A 16,650-nucleotide genomic window follows, 5' to 3' on the forward strand; every position below is an offset into this window, starting at 1 on the left:
CCCGCGTGGGGCCCGGTCGTGCGGTGGGCGCTCACCCACCCGGGGTGTCGGTGGCGCGTGAGAGGCTGGGACCTCCCTGGCGAACACCGTAGGCTGGGGAACGCACGTTCGAACGTCTGCCGTCCCCGACACTCCGTGGCCCCGCCACGCCCGTGGGGCGGCACCCTGCCTGGAGAGGACCCCTGTGGCCGAGTCGGAGGCTCCTGTGGTGGACGACGCCCGCACCCCCGCGCTGAACCAGCTGGTGGTGCGTGGTGCCCGCGAGCACAACCTGAAGGACGTGTCGGTCGACCTGCCGCGCGACTCGCTGATCGTCTTCAGCGGCCTGTCGGGCTCGGGCAAGTCCTCGCTGGCCTTCGACACGATCTTCGCCGAGGGCCAGCGCCGCTACGTGGAGTCGCTGTCGGCCTACGCCCGGCAGTTCCTGGGTCAGATGGACAAGCCCGACGTCGACTTCATCGAGGGCCTCTCCCCGGCGGTCTCGATCGACCAGAAGTCCACCTCGCGCAACCCACGCTCGACGGTGGGCACCATCACCGAGGTGTACGACTACCTGCGCCTGCTCTACGCACGGGCCGGCCGGCCGCACTGCCCCACCTGCGGCTCCCTGATCGAGCGGCAGACGCCGCAGCAGATCGTGGACCGGGTGCTGACGCTGGAGGAGGGCCGCCGCTTCCAGGTCCTCGCGCCGGTGGTCCGCGGCCGCAAGGGCGAGTACGTCGAGCTGTTCTCCCAGCTCCAGACGCAGGGCTACTCCCGCGTCCGGGTCGACGGCGCCACCCACACGCTCGACTCACCGCCCACGCTCGACAAGAAGCTCAAGCACACCATCGAGGTCGTGATCGACCGCCTCGCGGTCAAGGAGAGCGCGAAGCGCCGCCTCACCGACTCCGTCGAGACCGCCCTGCGCCTGGCCGACGGGCTGGTCGTGCTCGACTTCGTCGACCTCGAGGAGGGCGACCCGGGCCGCGAGATGCGGTTCAGCGAGAAGATGGCCTGCCCCAACGAGCACGCCATCGACGTGGAGGAGCTCGAGCCGCGCTCGTTCTCGTTCAACGCGCCCTTCGGCGCCTGCCCGGCGTGCTCGGGCATCGGCACGCGGATGGAGGTCGACCCCGAGCTGGTCGTGCCCAACCCGTCCGCGACCCTGGGCGAGGGCGCGATCGTGCCGTGGGCCCACGCGCACGTGAGCGACTACTTCCTGCGGCTGCTCGGCGCGCTGGGCGACGAGCTCGGCTTCGACCTGAACACGCCCTGGGAGGAGATGCCCGCCAAGGCGCGGCGCTCGATCATCGAGGGGCACTCGACCAAGGTGCACGTGGTCACCCGCAACCGCTACGGGCGGCAGCGTGCCTACGACGCCCAGTTCGAGGGTGTCCGCTCCTACATCGAGCGCCGGCACCGCGAGGCCGAGTCGGACACGAGCCGCGAGCGGTTCGAGGGCTTCATGCGTGAGGTGCCCTGCCCCACGTGCGAGGGCACGCGCCTGCGCGAGACCGTCCGTGCGGTGACGGTGACCTCCCGCGACGGTCGCGAGCTCGGCATCGCGCAGGTCTGCGCCCTCTCGATCAGCGAGGCGGCCGAGTTCCTGGCCGACCTGGACATGACGGCGCGCGAGCGGCAGATCGGCGAGCGGGTCCTCAAGGAGATCAACGAGCGGCTCCAGTTCCTCCTCGACGTCGGCCTGGAGTACCTCTCGCTGGCGCGTCCCTCGGGCTCGCTCTCGGGTGGTGAGGCCCAGCGCATCCGCCTGGCGACGCAGATCGGTGCCGGCCTTGTCGGCGTCCTGTACGTGCTGGACGAGCCGTCCATCGGCCTGCACCAGCGCGACAACGCGCGCCTGATCGAGACGCTGGTGCGCCTGCGCGACCTCGGCAACACGCTGATCGTCGTGGAGCACGACGAGGACACGATGAAGGTGGCCGACTGGGTGGTCGACATCGGTCCGGGTGCGGGCGAGCACGGCGGCCAGGTGGTCCACTCCGGCACCGTCGAGGACCTCTACGCCCACCCCGACTCGCTGACGGGCATGTATCTCTCCGGCCGCCGGGAGATCCCCGTCCCCGCCGTGCGGCGCCCCCGCACCAAGGGTCGCGAGCTCGCCGTCCTCGGCGCGCGGGAGAACAACCTGCGCAACGTGGACGTCTCGTTCCCGCTGGGGCTCCTCGTGGCGGTCACCGGCGTCTCGGGTTCCGGCAAGTCCACCCTGGTCAACGACATCCTCTACACGTCGCTGGCCAAGGAGCTCTACAACGCCCGCACGCTGCCCGGGCGGCACCGGGCCATCACCGGCATGGAGCACGTGGACAAGGTGATCCACGTCGACCAGTCGCCGATCGGCCGCACCCCGCGGTCGAACCCGGCCACCTACACGGGCGTCTTCGACCACGTGCGCAAGCTGTTCGCGGCCACCCAGGAGGCGAAGGTCCGCGGCTACCTGCAGGGCCGCTTCTCGTTCAACGTCAAGGGCGGACGCTGCGAGGCCTGCTCCGGCGACGGCACCATCAAGATCGAGATGAACTTCCTGCCGGACGTCTACGTGCCGTGCGAGGTCTGCCACGGCGCCCGGTACAACCGCGAGACGCTCGAGGTGCACTACAAGGGCAAGACCATCGCCGAGGTCCTCGACATGCCGATCGAGGAGGCCGTCGACTTCTTCGAGGCCGTCCCCGCGATCAACCGGCACCTCAAGACCCTGGTCGAGGTCGGCCTGGGGTACGTGCGTCTCGGTCAGCCGGCGACCACGCTGTCGGGCGGCGAGGCGCAGCGCGTCAAGCTGGCCGCGGAGCTGCAGAAGCGCTCGACCGGCCGCACGGTCTACGTCCTGGACGAGCCCACGACCGGCCTGCACTTCGAGGACATCCGCAAGCTGCTCCTCGTCCTGCACAAGCTCGTCGACAACGGCAACACCGTGCTCGTGATCGAGCACAACCTCGACGTCATCAAGTCGGCCGACTGGCTGGTCGACATGGGCCCCGAGGGCGGCTCCGGTGGCGGCACCGTCGTCGTCGAGGGGACGCCGGAGAAGGTGGCCGGCACCCCGGAGAGCCACACCGGACGCTTCCTCCAGCCCCTCCTGGAGGGCAAGGAGGCCGAGCAGCCGAAGCGCATGCTGCCGGCCAGCGAGGCGCCGGCGCCCACGCGCGGGACCCGCCGCCAGGCGGCCAGCCGGGCGGCGAACGAGCGGGCGGCCTCCCGGACGAGGAAGAAGAAGGCCTGACCCCGCGACGCGCTGGTCGCCGCGACGAGCCGCTCGTGCTGGGCGGGCCCCGGTAGGTTCGGCACACCGACGGGGCGCGTGCGCGCCTCGGGACCCGCACCGGACCGCAGGAGAACGCCGTGACCGACGCCCAGCAGACCGACTCCTCCACCACGGACCAGCACTCGGGCTCCACCGGGTGCTGCTGCGGCGCCGGGCACGGCCTGAGCCGCCGCCGCGCCCTCGGGCTGGGCGCAGCCGGCCTCACGGCGCCGGTGCTGGCTGCCTGCGGCTCCTCCGAGGAGGCCGCCACCGACACCGAGCCGACCGCCACGTCCGGCGAGGCCCTCGGGGCCGCGGCCGACGTGCCGGTGGGCAGTGGCGTGATCTACACCGACGCCGAGGTCGTCGTCACCCAGCCCACCGAGGGCGAGTACAAGGGCTTCTCGGCCGTCTGCACGCACCAGGGCTGCATCGTCAGCCAGATCAGCGCCGACGGGATCGTCTGCACCTGCCACAACTCGGTCTTCGACGTCGCGACCGGCGAGGTCGTCTCCGGCCCTGCCCCGTCCCCGCTGGGCAGCGTCGAGGTGACCGTCGACGGCGACGAGGTCACGGTCGCCTGAGACCAGGGCCGCGTCGCGGGTGACGCACCTGTCGGACCCGGCTCGTAGGCTGACGCGGTGGCTGCACGACGCGTGACGAGGACCTCCGACCCCCTGTCCTACCGACCCGAGCCGGGCACCATCCCCACGCAGCCAGGGGTCTACAAGTTCCGGGACGGCCACGGCCGCGTCATCTACGTGGGCAAGGCCAACAGCCTGCGGGCGAGGCTCTCGAACTACTTCCAGCCGATCCACAACCTGCACCCGCGCACGGCGACCATGGTCACGACCGCGCGCAGCGTGGAGTGGACGGTGGTCAACACCGAGGTCGAGGCGCTCCAGCTGGAGTACTCCTGGATCAAGGAGTTCGACCCCCGGTTCAACGTCAAGTACCGCGACGACAAGTCCTACCCGTGGCTCGCTGTGACGATGTCGGAGGAGTTTCCCCGGGTGATGGTCGGCCGGGGCGCCAAGCGACGCGGCACCCGCTACTTCGGGCCCTACAGCCACGCCTGGGCCATCCGCGAGACCGTCGACGTGCTCCTGCGCGTCTTCCCGATGCGCTCGTGCAGCAACGGCGTGTTCAAGCGCTCCGCCCAGATCGGCCGGCCGTGCCTGCTGGGCTACATCGACAAGTGCTCCGCGCCCTGCGTCGGCAAGGTCTCTCCGGAGGAGCACCGCGCGATCGTGGACGACTTCTGCGACTTCATGGGCGGGCGCACCCAGGCGTTCGTCCGACGCGTGGAGAAGGAGATGTACGCGGCCAGCGAGGACCTCGACTTCGAGCGCGCGGCCCGGCTGCGCGACGACCTCGGGGCCATGAACCGCGCCCTGGAGAAGCAGGCCGTCGTCCTCGGCGACGGGGCGGACGCCGACGTCGTCGCCCTGGCGGAGGACCCGCTCGAGGTGGCCGTGCAGGTGTTCTACGTCCGCGGCGGCCGCATCCGCGGGCAGCGTGGCTGGGTGGCGGACCGGATGGACTCCGGCGACACCGCCGACCTGGTCGAGACCTTCCTGCTCCAGCTCTACGCCGGGGAGTCGGGGGAGGCGGTGCCCAAGGAGATCCTGGTGCCGCAGATGCCCACCGACACCGAGACCCTCGAGGAGCTGCTGGGGGAGCGGCGCGGCTCCCGCGTCCAGGTCCGGGTCCCGCAGCGCGGGGACAAGCGCACGTTGCTGGAGACGGTGGAGAAGAACGCGAAGCAGTCCCTGGCGCTGCACAAGACCAAGCGCGCCAGCGACCTGACCACCCGCAACCGGGCCCTGGAGGAGATCCAGGAGGCGCTCGCGCTCGACGACGTGCCGCTGCGCATCGAGTGCTACGACATCTCCAACCTGCAGGGCACCGAGGTCGTCGCGTCCATGGTGGTCTTCGAGGACGGCCTGGCCCGCAAGTCCGAGTACCGGCGCTTCGTCATCAAGGGCGTCGACGGGCAGAACGACGTCGCGTCCATGCACGAGGTCATCACCCGCAGGTTCAGGCGGCTGCTCGACGAGCAGGCGCGCAGCGAGTACCGCCCCGGGGACGGCGACAGCGGTCCGATGCTGGTCGACCCGGAGACGGGCCGCCCGCGCAAGTTCGCCTACCAGCCGGGACTCGTGGTCGTGGACGGAGGCCCGCCGCAGGTCGCGGCCGCCAAGGCGGCCCTCGACGAGCTGGGCATCGACGACGTGCCGGTGTGCGGGCTGGCCAAGCGGCTGGAGGAGGTCTGGATCCCGGACGACGAGGACCCGGTGATCCTCCCGCGCACCTCCGAGGGGCTCTACCTGCTCCAGCGCCTGCGCGACGAGGCCCACCGCTTCGCCATCACCCACCACCGCAGCCGCCGCTCGAAGTCCATGGTCGAGTCGGTCCTCGACGACGTGCCGGGCCTCGGTGAGGTGCGGCGCAAGACCCTCATGACCCACTTCGGGTCCCTGAAGAAGCTCCGTGCGGCCACCGTCGAGGAGATCGCCGCCGTGCCCGGCATCGGCCCGCGCACGGCCACGGCGATCAAGACGGCGGTCGACCCCGGTGGGTCGCAGCCTGCCGAAGGCGCCGCGAGCGGCGAGGATGGGAACGGCACCGACGCGTCCACGACCCCCTCGACCTCCACGGGCGAGCGCGGGTGGGTCGTCAACACCGCCACCGGCGAGATCGAGGAAGCATGAGCACCAGCAGCGAACCCGTGAGCCACACCGGCAGCGACTCCGGCAGCGATGCGCCGGCGTCGCCGGGGCAGGCCGAGGCAGGACCCCTCGTGGTCGTCACCGGGATGACCGGTGCCGGGCGCAGCACCGCCGCCAAGGAGCTGGAGGACCTCGGGTACTACGTCGTGGACAACCTCCCGCCGAGCCTGCTGGTGGACGTGGTCCGGCTGGTCGACGACAGTCGCGGCGTGGCCCAGCCGGTCGCGGTGGTGGTCGACGTGCGGTCGGGGTCGTTCTTCGACTCCCTCCAGCAGCACCTGGCCGAGGGGGCGCACGGACGACGGTCCACGCTGCTCTTCCTCGAGGCCGGTGACGAGGTCCTGGTGCGGCGCCAGGAGGCGGCCCGCCGCCCGCACCCGCTCCAGGGCAGCGGTCGGCTCCTCGACGGCCTGCAGCGCGAGCGCGAGGTGCTCGCCGCCCTGCGTGGCGACGCCGACCTGCTGATCGACACCACGTCGCTGAACGTCCACCAGCTGACCAAGCGCATCCGCGAGTCCTTCGGCGACCCGGAGTCCACGCGCCTGCGCATTCGCGTCGTCAGCTTCGGCTTCAAGTACGGCATCCCGGTCGACGCCGACTACGTCGCGGACATGCGGTTCCTGCCGAACCCGCACTGGATCCCCGAGCTGCGCGCCTCCACGGGCCGCGACGCGGAGGTCTCCGACTACGTGCTCTCCCAGCCGGGCGCGGCCGAGTTCCTGGACGGCTACCTGCCGGTGCTCACGGGCGTCGCCGAGGGCTACGTGCGCGAGGGCAAGCGCTTCATGCGGATCGCCATCGGCTGCACCGGGGGCAAGCACCGCAGCGTCGCCATGACCGAGGAGGTGGCCCGACGTCTCGTCGAGCAGGGCCTCCAGGCGACGACCACCCACCGCGACCTGGGGCGGGAGTGAGCACCCGACGTGTCGTCGCGCTCGGCGGCGGGCACGGGCTGCACGCCACGCTGCGCGCGCTGCGCGAGCTCAGCTACGACGGCGTCGTGGACGAGGTGACCGCGGTGGTCACCGTGGCGGACAACGGCGGTTCCTCGGGCCGGCTGCGGGGGGAGTTCGGGGTGCTGCCGCCGGGGGACCTGCGGATGGCCCTGGCGGCGCTCTGCGGCTCCGACGACTGGGGCGGCACGTGGGAGCGGGTGCTCCAGCACCGCTTCGCCGGCGACGGCGAGATGCGGGGCCACAACGTCGGCAACCTGCTGATCGTGGCGCTCTGGGAGCAGCTGGGTGACCTTGTCGCCGCCCTGGACCTCGTGGGGAGGCTGCTCGGGGCGCAGGGCCGGGTGCTGCCCATGGCGCTCTCGCCGATGGACATCCGGGCGCAGGTGCGCGGCGCCGACCCCGGGGCCCCGGACGCGGTCTCGACCGTCCGTGGCCAGGTGGAGGTGGCCACCACCCCGGGTCGGATCGAGTCCGTGGCCCTGGAGCCGCACGACCCGGTCCCGTGCGACGAGGCGCTCGCCGCGGTGAGCGTGGCCGACTGGGTGCTGCTGGGGCCCGGCTCGTGGTTCACCTCCGTGCTCCCGCACCTGATGGTGCCCGGCCTGCGGGAGGCGCTGGTGAGCACGCGCGCCCGGGTGGCCGTCGTCCTGAACCTGGCCGAGCAGCCGGGGGAGACCGGCGGCTTCGCGCCCGCCGACCACCTGCGCGTCCTGCGCGAGCACGCCCCCGACCTGCGCGTCGACGCCGTGGTGGTCGACCCCCGCATGCTCGACGGCCGGACCCTCCCCGCCCTCGAGCGAGAGGCGGCCGGCTGCGGCGCGCGCCTCGTCGTCACGCCGGTGGCCATGGCCGACGGCACCCCGCGGCACGACGTGCACCTGCTCGCGGGCGCGCTGGAGGGGCTCGTCACCGATTCCGGGGATGACACGGGCCGCGGCACGGGTCACGACACCGGGCACGACACCGGGCGCGACACCGTCCCCGGAACGGGTGCGCAGGGAGTCCGCGTGGCAGGATCGTCCGCATGGCGATGACGGCACAGGTCAAGGCGGAGCTCGCGAACACGCAGGTCACCCGCACGTGCTGCCGCAAGGCCGAGGTGGCGACGATGCTGCGGTTCGCCGGTGGCCTCCACCTGGTGAGCGGCAAGGTCGTCATCGAGGCCGAGCTCGACACGGGTGCAGCCGCACGGCGGCTCCGCAAGGACATCGCCGAGGTCTTCAACGCCTCCTCCGAGATCGTGATGGTGCAGGGCAACGGCCTGCGCAAGGGCAGCCGCTACCTCGTCCGGGTCCACCGGGACGGGGACGCGCTGGCCCGCCAGACCGGCCTCCTGGACCAGCGTGGCCGACCGGTGCGGGGCCTCCCGCCCGCCGTCGTCTCCGGCGGCACCTGCGACGCGGTCGCCGCGTGGCGCGGCGCCTTCCTCGCGCACGGCTCGCTGACCGAGCCGGGCCGCTCGAGCTCCATGGAGATCACCTGCCCGGGTTCCGAGGCCGCCCTCGCGCTCGTCGGCGTCGCACGTCGCCTCGGGATCTCGGCCAAGGCACGGGAGGTGCGCGGCGTCGACCGCGTGGTCGTCCGCGACGGCGACGCCATCGGGCAGCTGCTGACCCGACTGGGGGCGCACGAGTCGCTGCTGGCGTGGGAGGAGCGTCGGATGCGCCGCGAGGTGCGTGCCACGGCCAACCGGCTCGCCAACTTCGACGACGCCAACCTCCGCCGCTCGGCCCGGGCCGCCGTCGCGGCCGGTGCCCGGGTGGAGCGCGCGCTGGAGATCCTCGGCGACGAGGTGCCCGACCACCTCAAGCTCGCCGGCGCGTTGCGGATCGAGCACAAGCAGGCGTCCCTGGAGGAGCTGGGCCAGCTGCACGACCCCGTGCTCACGAAGGACGCGATCGCCGGACGCATCCGCCGGCTCCTGGCGATGGCCGACAAGCGTGCCGAGGACCTGGGCATCCCCGACACCGAGTCGTCGCTGACCGCCGAGATGCTCGCCGACGAGGCCTGAACCGGGCGACGCGCCCGGCGGGGATTTTTCGATCGTTCCAATCGCTCGTCGGGCGTGGCTTGGCAGATGCACGGTGGCCAGCACGTGACACGGCGGCGAGAGGAGTCCGACATCACCTCGTTACCTGCTCGTAGCACGGACGCCGCCATCCCGCTGGGGCCCTCGGCCCGCTAGGGTCGAGGGGTCTGGACCGAACCAGGCCTCGCAGCGGCGGGACCGAACTCGCCGCGACCCTCACCTGACTATCTGAGCAGGAGCAGCAGTGACCGTTCGTGTAGGTATCAACGGATTCGGCCGCATCGGCCGCAACTTCTTCCGGGCCGTGGCGGCCTCGGGTGCTGACGTCGAGATCGTCGGCATCAACGACCTGACCGCCAACTCCGTGCTGGCCCACCTGCTGAAGTACGACTCGATCCTCGGTGTGCTGCCCGAGGACGTCGAGGCGACCGACGACGCGATCATCGTGGGCGGCAAGACCATCAAGGTCACCTCTGAGCGCGAGCCCGCCAACCTCGCCTGGGGCGAGCTGGACGTGGACGTCGTCGTCGAGTCCACCGGCTTCTTCACCGACGCCACCAAGGCCAAGGCCCACGTCGACGCCGGCGCCAAGAAGGTCATCATCTCCGCGCCCGCCTCCAACGAGGACATCACCATCGTGATGGGCGTGAACCACGACCTGTACGACCCGGCCGCGCACACCGTGATCTCCAACGCCTCGTGCACGACCAACTGCCTGGCCCCGATGGCGAAGGCGCTCAACGACGGCCTCGGCATCACCAAGGGCCTCATGACCACGGTGCACGCCTACACCGCGGACCAGAACCTGCAGGACAACATCCACAAGGACCTGCGCCGCGCCCGCGCCGCCGCCCTCAACATCGTCCCCACCTCCACCGGTGCGGCGAAGGCGATCGGCCTCGTGCTCCCCGAGCTCAAGGGCAAGCTGGACGGCTACGCCCTCCGCGTGCCCACTCCGACCGGCTCGCTCACCGACCTCACCTTCGAGGCCTCGCGCGAGACCTCCGTCGAGGAGGTCAACGAGATCGTCAAGGCCGCGTCCGACGGCAAGTTCCTCAAGTACTCGACCGCGCCGATCGTCTCCTCCGACATCGTCACCGACCCGGCCTCGTGCGTGTTCGACGCACCGCTGACCAAGGTCATCGGCAACACCGTCAAGGTGGCCGGCTGGTACGACAACGAGTGGGGCTACTCCAACCGCCTCGTCGACCTGATCGCGCACGTCGGGGAGACCCTCTGACATGAGCGACTTCCCCGGTCTCGGGGACGTCGCCGGCAAGCGGGTCCTGGTCCGCTCCGACCTGAACGTCCCCCTCGACGGCAGCAGCATCACTGACGACGGACGGATCCGCGCCAGCGTGCCGACCATCCGAGCCCTGGCCGAGGCCGGGGCCCGGGTGGTCGTCACCGCGCACCTCGGCCGTCCGAAGGGCGCCCCGGAGGCGAAGTACTCCCTGGCCCCCGTCGCCGGCCGTCTCGGCGAGCTCCTCGGCGCGCCGGTGGCCTTCGCCACCGACACCGTCGGCGAGTCCGCCACCACCACGGTCGCCGGCCTCGCCGACGGCCAGGTGGCCCTGCTGGAGAACGTCCGCTTCAACGCGGGCGAGACCAGCAAGGACGAGGCCGAGCGCCTCGCCTTCGCCCAGCAGCTCGCCGCCCTCGCCGACGCCTTCGTCTCCGACGGCTTCGGCGTGGTGCACCGCAAGCAGGCGTCCGTCTACGACGTGGCCACGTTGCTGCCGCACGCCATGGGTGGCCTGGTCTCCACCGAGGTCGAGGTGCTCGAGCGGCTGACCGAGTCGCCGGTGCGTCCGTACGCGGTCGTCCTGGGCGGCTCCAAGGTCTCCGACAAGCTCGGGGTCATCGACAACCTGCTGGGCAAGGCCGACAGCCTGCTCATCGGCGGTGGCATGGTCTTCACCTTCCTCGCGGCCCAGGGCCACGAGGTCGGCAAGTCCCTGCTCGAGGCCGACCAGCTGGAGACCTGCCGCGGCTACCTGGCGCGCGCCGAGGAGCTGGGCGTGAAGATCGTCCTGCCCACCGACGTCGTCGTGGACACCACCTTCCCGTCCGGGGACGTGGAGCCGCACCCGCAGGTCGTCGCCGCGGACGCGATCCCGGCGGACAGCCTCGGCCTGGACATCGGCCCGGAGTCGGGCAAGGCCTTCGCGGCCGTGCTCGCCGAGGCGCACACCGTGTTCTGGAACGGCCCCATGGGCGTGTTCGAGGTCGCGGCGTTCGCGGAGGGCACCCGGGCCGTGGCCCAGGCGCTGACCGGCGTCGACGGGCTCTCGGTCGTCGGTGGTGGCGACTCCGCCGCCGCCGTCCGTGCCCTGGGCTTCGCCGACTCCGACTTCGGACACATCTCGACGGGCGGCGGAGCCAGCCTGGAGTACCTCGAGGGCAAGACCCTCCCCGGCCTGCAGATCCTGGAGGACTGACACGTGGCACGCACCCCGCTGATGGCGGGCAACTGGAAGATGAACCTCACGCACGTCGAGGCCGTCGCCCTGGTCCAGAAGCTCGCCTGGACGCTGGACGACAAGAAGCACGACTACGCGGGCGTCGAGGTCGTCGTCGTCCCCCCGTTCACCGACCTGCGGTCGGTGCAGACGCTGGTGGACGGCGACAAGCTGAAGATCGCCTACGGCGCGCAGGACGTCTCCGCGCACGACGCGGGCGCCTACACCGGCGAGGTGTCGGCCGCGATGCTGGCGAAGCTCGGCTGCGGCTACGTCGTCACCGGTCACTCGGAGCGTCGTGAGTACCACGGCGAGTCCGACGCGCTGGTCAACACGAAGTCGCGCAAGGCGCTGGACGCCGGCATGACGCCGATCGTCTGCGTGGGCGAGCCCCTCGAGGTCCGCAAGGCGGGGGAGCAGGTCTCCTACACCCTCGAGCAGGTCGCCGGCAGCCTGGCGGGCTTCACCGCCGAGGAGGTGGCCGGCCTGGTCGTCGCCTACGAGCCCGTGTGGGCCATCGGCACCGGCGAGGTCGCCACCCCCGAGGACGCCCAGGAGGTGTGCTCGGCCATCCGTGGCTGGGTCGCGGAGAACCTGGGCGCCGAGGCCGCGGACGCCGTCCGCGTGCTCTACGGCGGCTCGGTGAAGGCGGCCAACGCCGCCGCGATCATGGCCAAGGACGACGTGGACGGCTGCCTCGTGGGCGGGGCGAGCCTCGTCGCGGACGAGTTCGCAGGCATCTGCCGCTTCGCGGAACTGCCGGCCGTCTGAGCAGCACCCGACCCGTCGTCAGCGGGTCGTCGCAGGAACGTCGGGCACCGGCGGCGGGTCGCAAGGACCCGCTGCCGGTGCCCTTCACCTTCGTCGCCTAGGATGACGCCGTGGCTACCGTCTTCACCGTCCTGCTCGTGATCACCAGCGTGCTGATGATCATGCTCGTCCTCCTGCACAAGGGCCGCGGTGGCGGCCTGTCCGACATGTTCGGTGGTGGCATGTCGAGCTCGCTGGGCGGCTCGTCGGTGGCGGAGAAGAACCTGGACCGCCTGACGATCGGCACCGGCGTGCTGTGGTTCGCCGTGACCATCGCCCTCGGGCTGATCCTGGCGTACTGACCGACCTGGCCTACTGACGCGACGGGGACGAGGAGAGCACGATGGCTGGTGGGGGAAACGCGATCCGGGGCAGCCGGGTCGGTGCGGGTCCGATGGGCGAGGCCGAGCGCGGCGAGGCGGCTCCCCGCCAGGCCGTCTCGTACTTCTGCTCGCGCGAGCACCGCGTGGTCGTGGCGTTCTCGGTCGAGGCCACCGTGCCCGACACGTGGGACTGCCCGAAGTGCGGCCTGCCGGCCAGCGTCGACTCCGACAACCCGCCCCCGGCGCCCAAGATCGAGCCGTACAAGACGCACCTGGCCTACGTGAAGGAGCGCCGCTCCGACAAGGAGGCCGAGGACATCCTGGACGAGGCGCTCAGCCTGCTGCGCAGCCGCCGCAAGTCCGGCGACCTGATCTTCTGATCCACGGCCGGTCCGCGCGAGCGGCCGGCCCCGGGACGACGAGAGCCCCTGACCCGTGCGGGTCAGGGGCTCTCGTGCGTCCGGAGCGGTCTCAGAGCCGGGAGGCGGCGTCGCGGTCCAGGAACCAGCGGGTGTCCTCGGTGCCGGTGAGCCCGACGGCGGGGATCTGCTCCTTGGTGGTGCCCGGGGCGTGCGCGGCGGCCACGGCCTCGGCCTTGCCCTCGCCGGAGACGAGGAACCACACGGCCCGCGCCCGGCGCAGGGCGGGGTAGGTGAGGGTGACGCGCTCGGGCGGCGGCTTGGGGGCGTCCCGGACGCCCAGGACCGTCGCGGTCTCCTCGGCGAGCTGGGGGAAGCCCGGGAAGAGGGAGGCGATGTGGCCGTCGGGGCCGACGCCGAACATCACGACGTCGAACTCCTCGGGTCCGTGCTCGGCCAGCTCCTGCGCGTAGGACGCGGCGGCGGCGTCGACGTCCGAGGCGTCCTCGGTGGCGGGAATGGCGTGCACCCGACGCGCCGGCACGCCGGCCGGGTCGAGGAAGGCGCGCCTGACCTGACCGACGTTGCGGTCGGCGTCCTCGCCGCCGACGAAGCGCTCGTCGCCGAACCAGAGCTCGACCTCGCCGAGGTCGACCCCCGAGGCGGGGGCGAGCCGGGTCAGCTCGTGGTGCATGGCGTCCGCGATGGTGCCGCCGGTCAGCACGACGTGCGGGGTGCGGCCGGCCGCCTGCGCGTCGGAGAGGCGGTGCAGCAGCTCTCCGGCGATGGCGGTGGCCAGGGCGTGGGCGTCGGGGTGGACCTCGACGCGGGGCGCGGCGCGCTCGGGAAGGGGGGACACGGGGGACCTCCGTGGTCGTGCGGCACGTGGTCGGGCCCGGCCCGCGCCCGCGGGGCGTGGACCGGGCCCGGTGTGCCTGTCCGGGTGGTACGGGTCAGGAACGGTGCTGCCGGTAGTAGGCGACGAGGGCCTGCGTGGAGGCGTCCTGGGACGCCGCCACCTCCTCGTCGCCGCCGACGGCGGGGGTGAGCGCCTGGGCGAGCTGCTTGCCCAGCTCCACGCCCCACTGGTCGAAGCTGTCGATGCCCCACACGACACCCTGGGTGAAGGTGATGTGCTCGTACAGGGCGATCAGCTGGCCGAGCACCGACGGGGTCAGCGCGGGGGCCATGATCGAGGTGGTCGGCCGGTTGCCCGAGAAGACCCGGGCGGGGACGACGGCCTCGTCCGTGCCCTCGGCACGGACCTCGTCGGCGGTCTTGCCGAACGCCAGCGCCTGCGTCTGGGCGAAGAAGTTCGCCAGGAACAGCTCGTGGACGTCGGTCTCGCCGTCCTTGAGCGGGTAGGCGGGCTCGGCGAACGCGATGAAGTCCGCCGGCACGAGCCGGGTGCCCTGGTGGATGAGCTGGTAGAACGCGTGCTGCCCGTTGGTGCCGGGCTCGCCCCAGAAGACCTCGCCCGTGGCCGTGGACACGGCGTTACCGGCCCACGTCACGCTCTTGCCGTTGGACTCCATGGTCAGCTGCTGCAGGTACGCCGGGAAGCGGTGCAGCAGCTGGCTGTAGGGCAGCACGGCGTGCGTGTGGGCGTCCAGGAAGTTCGTGTACCAGACGTTGAGCAGGCCCATGAGCGCCGGGACGTTCTCGGCCAGGGGAGCGGTGCGGAAGTGCTCGTCCATGGCGTGCATGCCCTCGAGCAGGTCCGCGAAGGCGTCCGGGCCGATGGCGACGGCCAGGGAGGTGCCGATGGCGGAGTCCATCGAGTAGCGGCCGCCGACCCAGTCCCAGAACCCGAAGGCGTTGGCGGGGTCGATGCCGAACTCCGCGACCTTCTCCAGGTTCGTGGAGACCGCCACGAAGTGCTTGGCCACGGCGGTGCCGGTCTCGGCCCCCGCCTCCTCGAGGCCGTCCAGGAGCCACGCCCGGCACAGGCGGGCGTTGGTGAGCGTCTCCAGCGTCCCGAAGGTCTTGGAGGAGACGATGAAGAGCGTGGTCTCCGGGTCGAGACCTGCCAGCGTGGTGGCCGCGTCGGTCGGGTCGATGTTGGAGATGAAGCGGCACTCCAGGCCCTCGCGGACGTAGGGCTGCAGGGCCTCGTACGCCATGACCGGGCCGAGGTCCGAGCCACCGATGCCGATGTTGACCACGGTTGCGACCGGCTTGCCGGTCACACCGGTCCACTCGCCCGAGCGGACCTGGTCGGCGAACTCGTAGACCCGGCCGAGGACCTCGTGGACGTCGGAGACGACGTCCTGGCCGTCCACCTCGAGCGAGGCGTCGGACGGCAGGCGCAGCGCGGTGTGCAGCACCGCGCGGTCCTCGGTGACGTTGATGTGCTCACCGGTCAGCATGGCGTCGCGGCGCGCCGCGAGCCCGACCTCGTCGGCCAGCGCCACGAGGTCGGAGACCAGCGCGTCGTCCGCCAGGTTCTTCGACAGGTCGACGTGGAGGTCGGCGGCCGTGTGGGTCAGCTTCTCCACCCGGGCGGGGTCGGCGTCGAACCAACCCCGCAGGTCGGGCGTGAAGTCCGCTGCCCGAGCGGCCAACCGACCCCACGCCTGGGTGGACGTGGGGTCGATCGGCGTGCTCACTGGGCGGCCTTCTCCATCTGGGCCTGGACGCTGGCGACGAGGTCGGTCCAGGAGTCCTTGAACTTCGAGACGCCCTCGTCCTCGAGCAGGGTCATGACCTCGGCCCAGTCGACGCCGGCGGCGACGACGGCGTCCAGGACACCCTGGGCCTCGGCGGAGGTGCCCGAGACCTGGTCGCCCTTGACCTCGCCGTGGTCGGCGACGGCCATCATGGTCTTCTCCGGCATGGTGTTCACGGTGTCCGGCACGACCAGGTCGATGACGTACATCGTGTCGGAGTAGTCCGGGTTCTTGACGCCGGTGGAGGCCCACAGCGCGCGCTGCGGGTTGGCGCCGGCCGAGGCCAGCTGCTGCCAGCGGTCGGTGGAGAACGTCTCCTCGAACGCGCCGTAGGCGACGCGGGCGTTGGCCACGGCGGCCTTGCCGCGCAGCGCCAGCGCCTCGTCGGTACCGATCTTCTCGAGGCGCTTGTCGACCTCGGAGTCCACGCGGGACACGAAGAAAGACGCCACCGAGTTGATGGTCGACAGGTCGAGGCCGGCCTCCCGGGCCTGCTCCAGGCCGGTGAGGTAGGCGTCCATCACGGCCTGGTAGCGCTCGAGGCTGAAGATCAGCGTGACGTTGACGCTGATGCCCTCGGCGATCGCGGCGGTGATGGCCGGGAGGCCCTCGACGGTCGCCGGGATCTTGATCAGGGCGTTGGCCCGGTCGACCTCGGCCCACAGGGCGCGAGCCGAGGCGATGGTGCCCTCGAAGTCGTTGGCCAGACCGGGCTCCACCTCGATGGAGACGCGGCCGTCGTACTTGGTGGCGGCCGCGACGGGCTCGAGGATGTCGCAGGCGTTGCGGACGTCCTCCGTGGTCAGCGCGAAGATGACCTCGTCGACGCTCTTGCCGGCGGCGACGAGCTCGCGCACCTGGGCGTCGTAGCGCTCGCCGTTGGAGATGGCGCCCTGGAAGATGGTCGGGTTGGTGGTGACACCGACGACCGACTTCTCCTTGACCAGGTCGGCCAGGTTGCCGGTCTCGATGCGCTCGCGGGACAGGTCGTCGAGCCAGATGGACACACCGGCGTCGGCGAGGGCCTTCAGACGATCACTCATGGTTGCTCCTTCGGATCAGTGCTGTG

At 71.7% G+C, this 16,650-nt stretch carries 13 protein-coding genes and 1 pseudogene; 11 read left to right on the plus strand and 3 right to left on the minus strand.

The window, feature by feature from the left end:
- Positions 1 to 208 precede the first annotated feature (208 nt).
- The 11 genes and pseudogenes from uvrA (at position 209) to M8330_RS01120 (ending at position 12,933) form a co-directional block, all read left to right on the plus strand.
- On the plus strand, positions 209 to 3,220 hold the full coding sequence (gene uvrA, locus M8330_RS01070; protein ID WP_250825833.1) for an excinuclease ABC subunit UvrA: 3,012 nt from the start codon (positions 209 to 211) through the stop codon (positions 3,218 to 3,220).
- Between the two features lie 119 nt (positions 3,221 to 3,339).
- A complete protein-coding gene (locus M8330_RS01075; RefSeq protein WP_250825834.1) occupies positions 3,340 to 3,825 on the plus strand; it encodes a Rieske (2Fe-2S) protein in 486 nt (161 codons plus the stop codon).
- 57 nt (positions 3,826 to 3,882) lie between these two features.
- Entirely contained in the window at positions 3,883 to 5,955 is a 2,073-nt protein-coding gene (gene uvrC, locus M8330_RS01080) for an excinuclease ABC subunit UvrC (RefSeq protein WP_250825835.1), read from the plus strand.
- Positions 5,952 to 6,887, plus strand: coding sequence for an RNase adapter RapZ (rapZ, locus tag M8330_RS01085; RefSeq protein WP_284704048.1), 936 nt, complete (start codon positions 5,952 to 5,954; stop codon positions 6,885 to 6,887). Before uvrC ends, rapZ begins: the two co-directional genes overlap by 4 nt.
- A pseudogene (locus M8330_RS01090) lies at positions 6,884 to 7,837 on the plus strand (gluconeogenesis factor YvcK family protein); the annotation flags it as partial. The gene rapZ and the pseudogene M8330_RS01090, both read left to right, overlap by 4 nt.
- Positions 7,838 to 7,953: 116 nt before the next feature.
- Positions 7,954 to 8,940, plus strand: a complete 987-nt coding sequence (gene whiA / locus M8330_RS01095; protein WP_250051999.1) for a DNA-binding protein WhiA — start codon at positions 7,954 to 7,956, stop codon at positions 8,938 to 8,940.
- Positions 8,941 to 9,202: 262 nt separating this feature from the next.
- A complete protein-coding gene (gene gap / locus M8330_RS01100; protein WP_250052000.1) occupies positions 9,203 to 10,198 on the plus strand; it encodes a type I glyceraldehyde-3-phosphate dehydrogenase in 996 nt (331 codons plus the stop codon).
- A 1-nt stretch (position 10,199) separates the two neighbouring features.
- Positions 10,200 to 11,399, plus strand: a complete 1,200-nt coding sequence (locus tag M8330_RS01105; protein WP_250825837.1) for a phosphoglycerate kinase — start codon at positions 10,200 to 10,202, stop codon at positions 11,397 to 11,399.
- Between the two features lie 3 nt (positions 11,400 to 11,402).
- The gene (gene tpiA / locus M8330_RS01110) at positions 11,403 to 12,191 is read left to right on the plus strand and encodes a triose-phosphate isomerase (protein WP_250825838.1); all 789 of its coding nucleotides are present in this window, start codon (positions 11,403 to 11,405) and stop codon (positions 12,189 to 12,191) included.
- Positions 12,192 to 12,301: 110 nt separating this feature from the next.
- Positions 12,302 to 12,532: a preprotein translocase subunit SecG gene (secG, locus tag M8330_RS01115; protein WP_250052003.1), complete on the plus strand. Its 231-nt coding sequence runs from the start codon at positions 12,302 to 12,304 to the stop codon at positions 12,530 to 12,532.
- Positions 12,533 to 12,573: 41 nt separating this feature from the next.
- On the plus strand, positions 12,574 to 12,933 hold the full coding sequence (locus tag M8330_RS01120; protein ID WP_250052004.1) for an RNA polymerase-binding protein RbpA: 360 nt from the start codon (positions 12,574 to 12,576) through the stop codon (positions 12,931 to 12,933).
- A 91-nt stretch (positions 12,934 to 13,024) separates the two neighbouring features.
- Here M8330_RS01120 and pgl read toward each other — a convergent pair whose 3' ends face one another.
- The 3 genes from pgl to tal all read right to left on the minus strand — a co-directional run bounded on the left by pgl (position 13,025) and on the right by tal (position 16,624).
- Positions 13,025 to 13,771, minus strand: coding sequence for a 6-phosphogluconolactonase (gene pgl, locus M8330_RS01125; protein ID WP_250825839.1), 747 nt, complete (start codon positions 13,769 to 13,771; stop codon positions 13,025 to 13,027).
- 94 nt (positions 13,772 to 13,865) lie between these two features.
- Positions 13,866 to 15,521 carry a glucose-6-phosphate isomerase gene (gene pgi, locus M8330_RS01130; protein WP_250825840.1) on the minus strand — a complete coding sequence of 552 codons (1,656 nt, stop codon included), beginning with the start codon at positions 15,519 to 15,521 and terminating at the stop codon, positions 13,866 to 13,868.
- Complete coding sequence (tal, locus tag M8330_RS01135) at positions 15,518 to 16,624, minus strand: transaldolase (RefSeq protein ID WP_250825841.1); 1,107 nt, start codon at positions 16,622 to 16,624, stop codon at positions 15,518 to 15,520. The genes pgi and tal overlap by 4 nt, the downstream gene beginning before the upstream one ends.
- Positions 16,625 to 16,650 lie beyond the last annotated feature (26 nt).

The sequence above is a fragment of the Nocardioides bruguierae genome (genome assembly GCF_023656415.1).
Lineage (GTDB): Bacteria > Actinomycetota > Actinomycetes > Propionibacteriales > Nocardioidaceae > Nocardioides > Nocardioides bruguierae.

Bases quoted from the DNA above. Each gene is read 5' to 3' on its own strand.
- rapZ (WP_284704048.1), top strand. From the start codon at position 5,952: ATGAGCACCAGCAGCGAACCCGTGAGCCACACCGGCAGCGACTCCGGC.
- whiA (WP_250051999.1), top strand. From the start codon at position 7,954: ATGGCGATGACGGCACAGGTCAAGGCGGAGCTCGCGAACACGCAGGTC.
- M8330_RS01105 (WP_250825837.1), top strand. From the start codon at position 10,200: ATGAGCGACTTCCCCGGTCTCGGGGACGTCGCCGGCAAGCGGGTCCTG.
- M8330_RS01120 (WP_250052004.1), top strand. From the start codon at position 12,574: ATGGCTGGTGGGGGAAACGCGATCCGGGGCAGCCGGGTCGGTGCGGGT.
- tal (WP_250825841.1), bottom strand. From the start codon at position 16,624: ATGAGTGATCGTCTGAAGGCCCTCGCCGACGCCGGTGTGTCCATCTGG.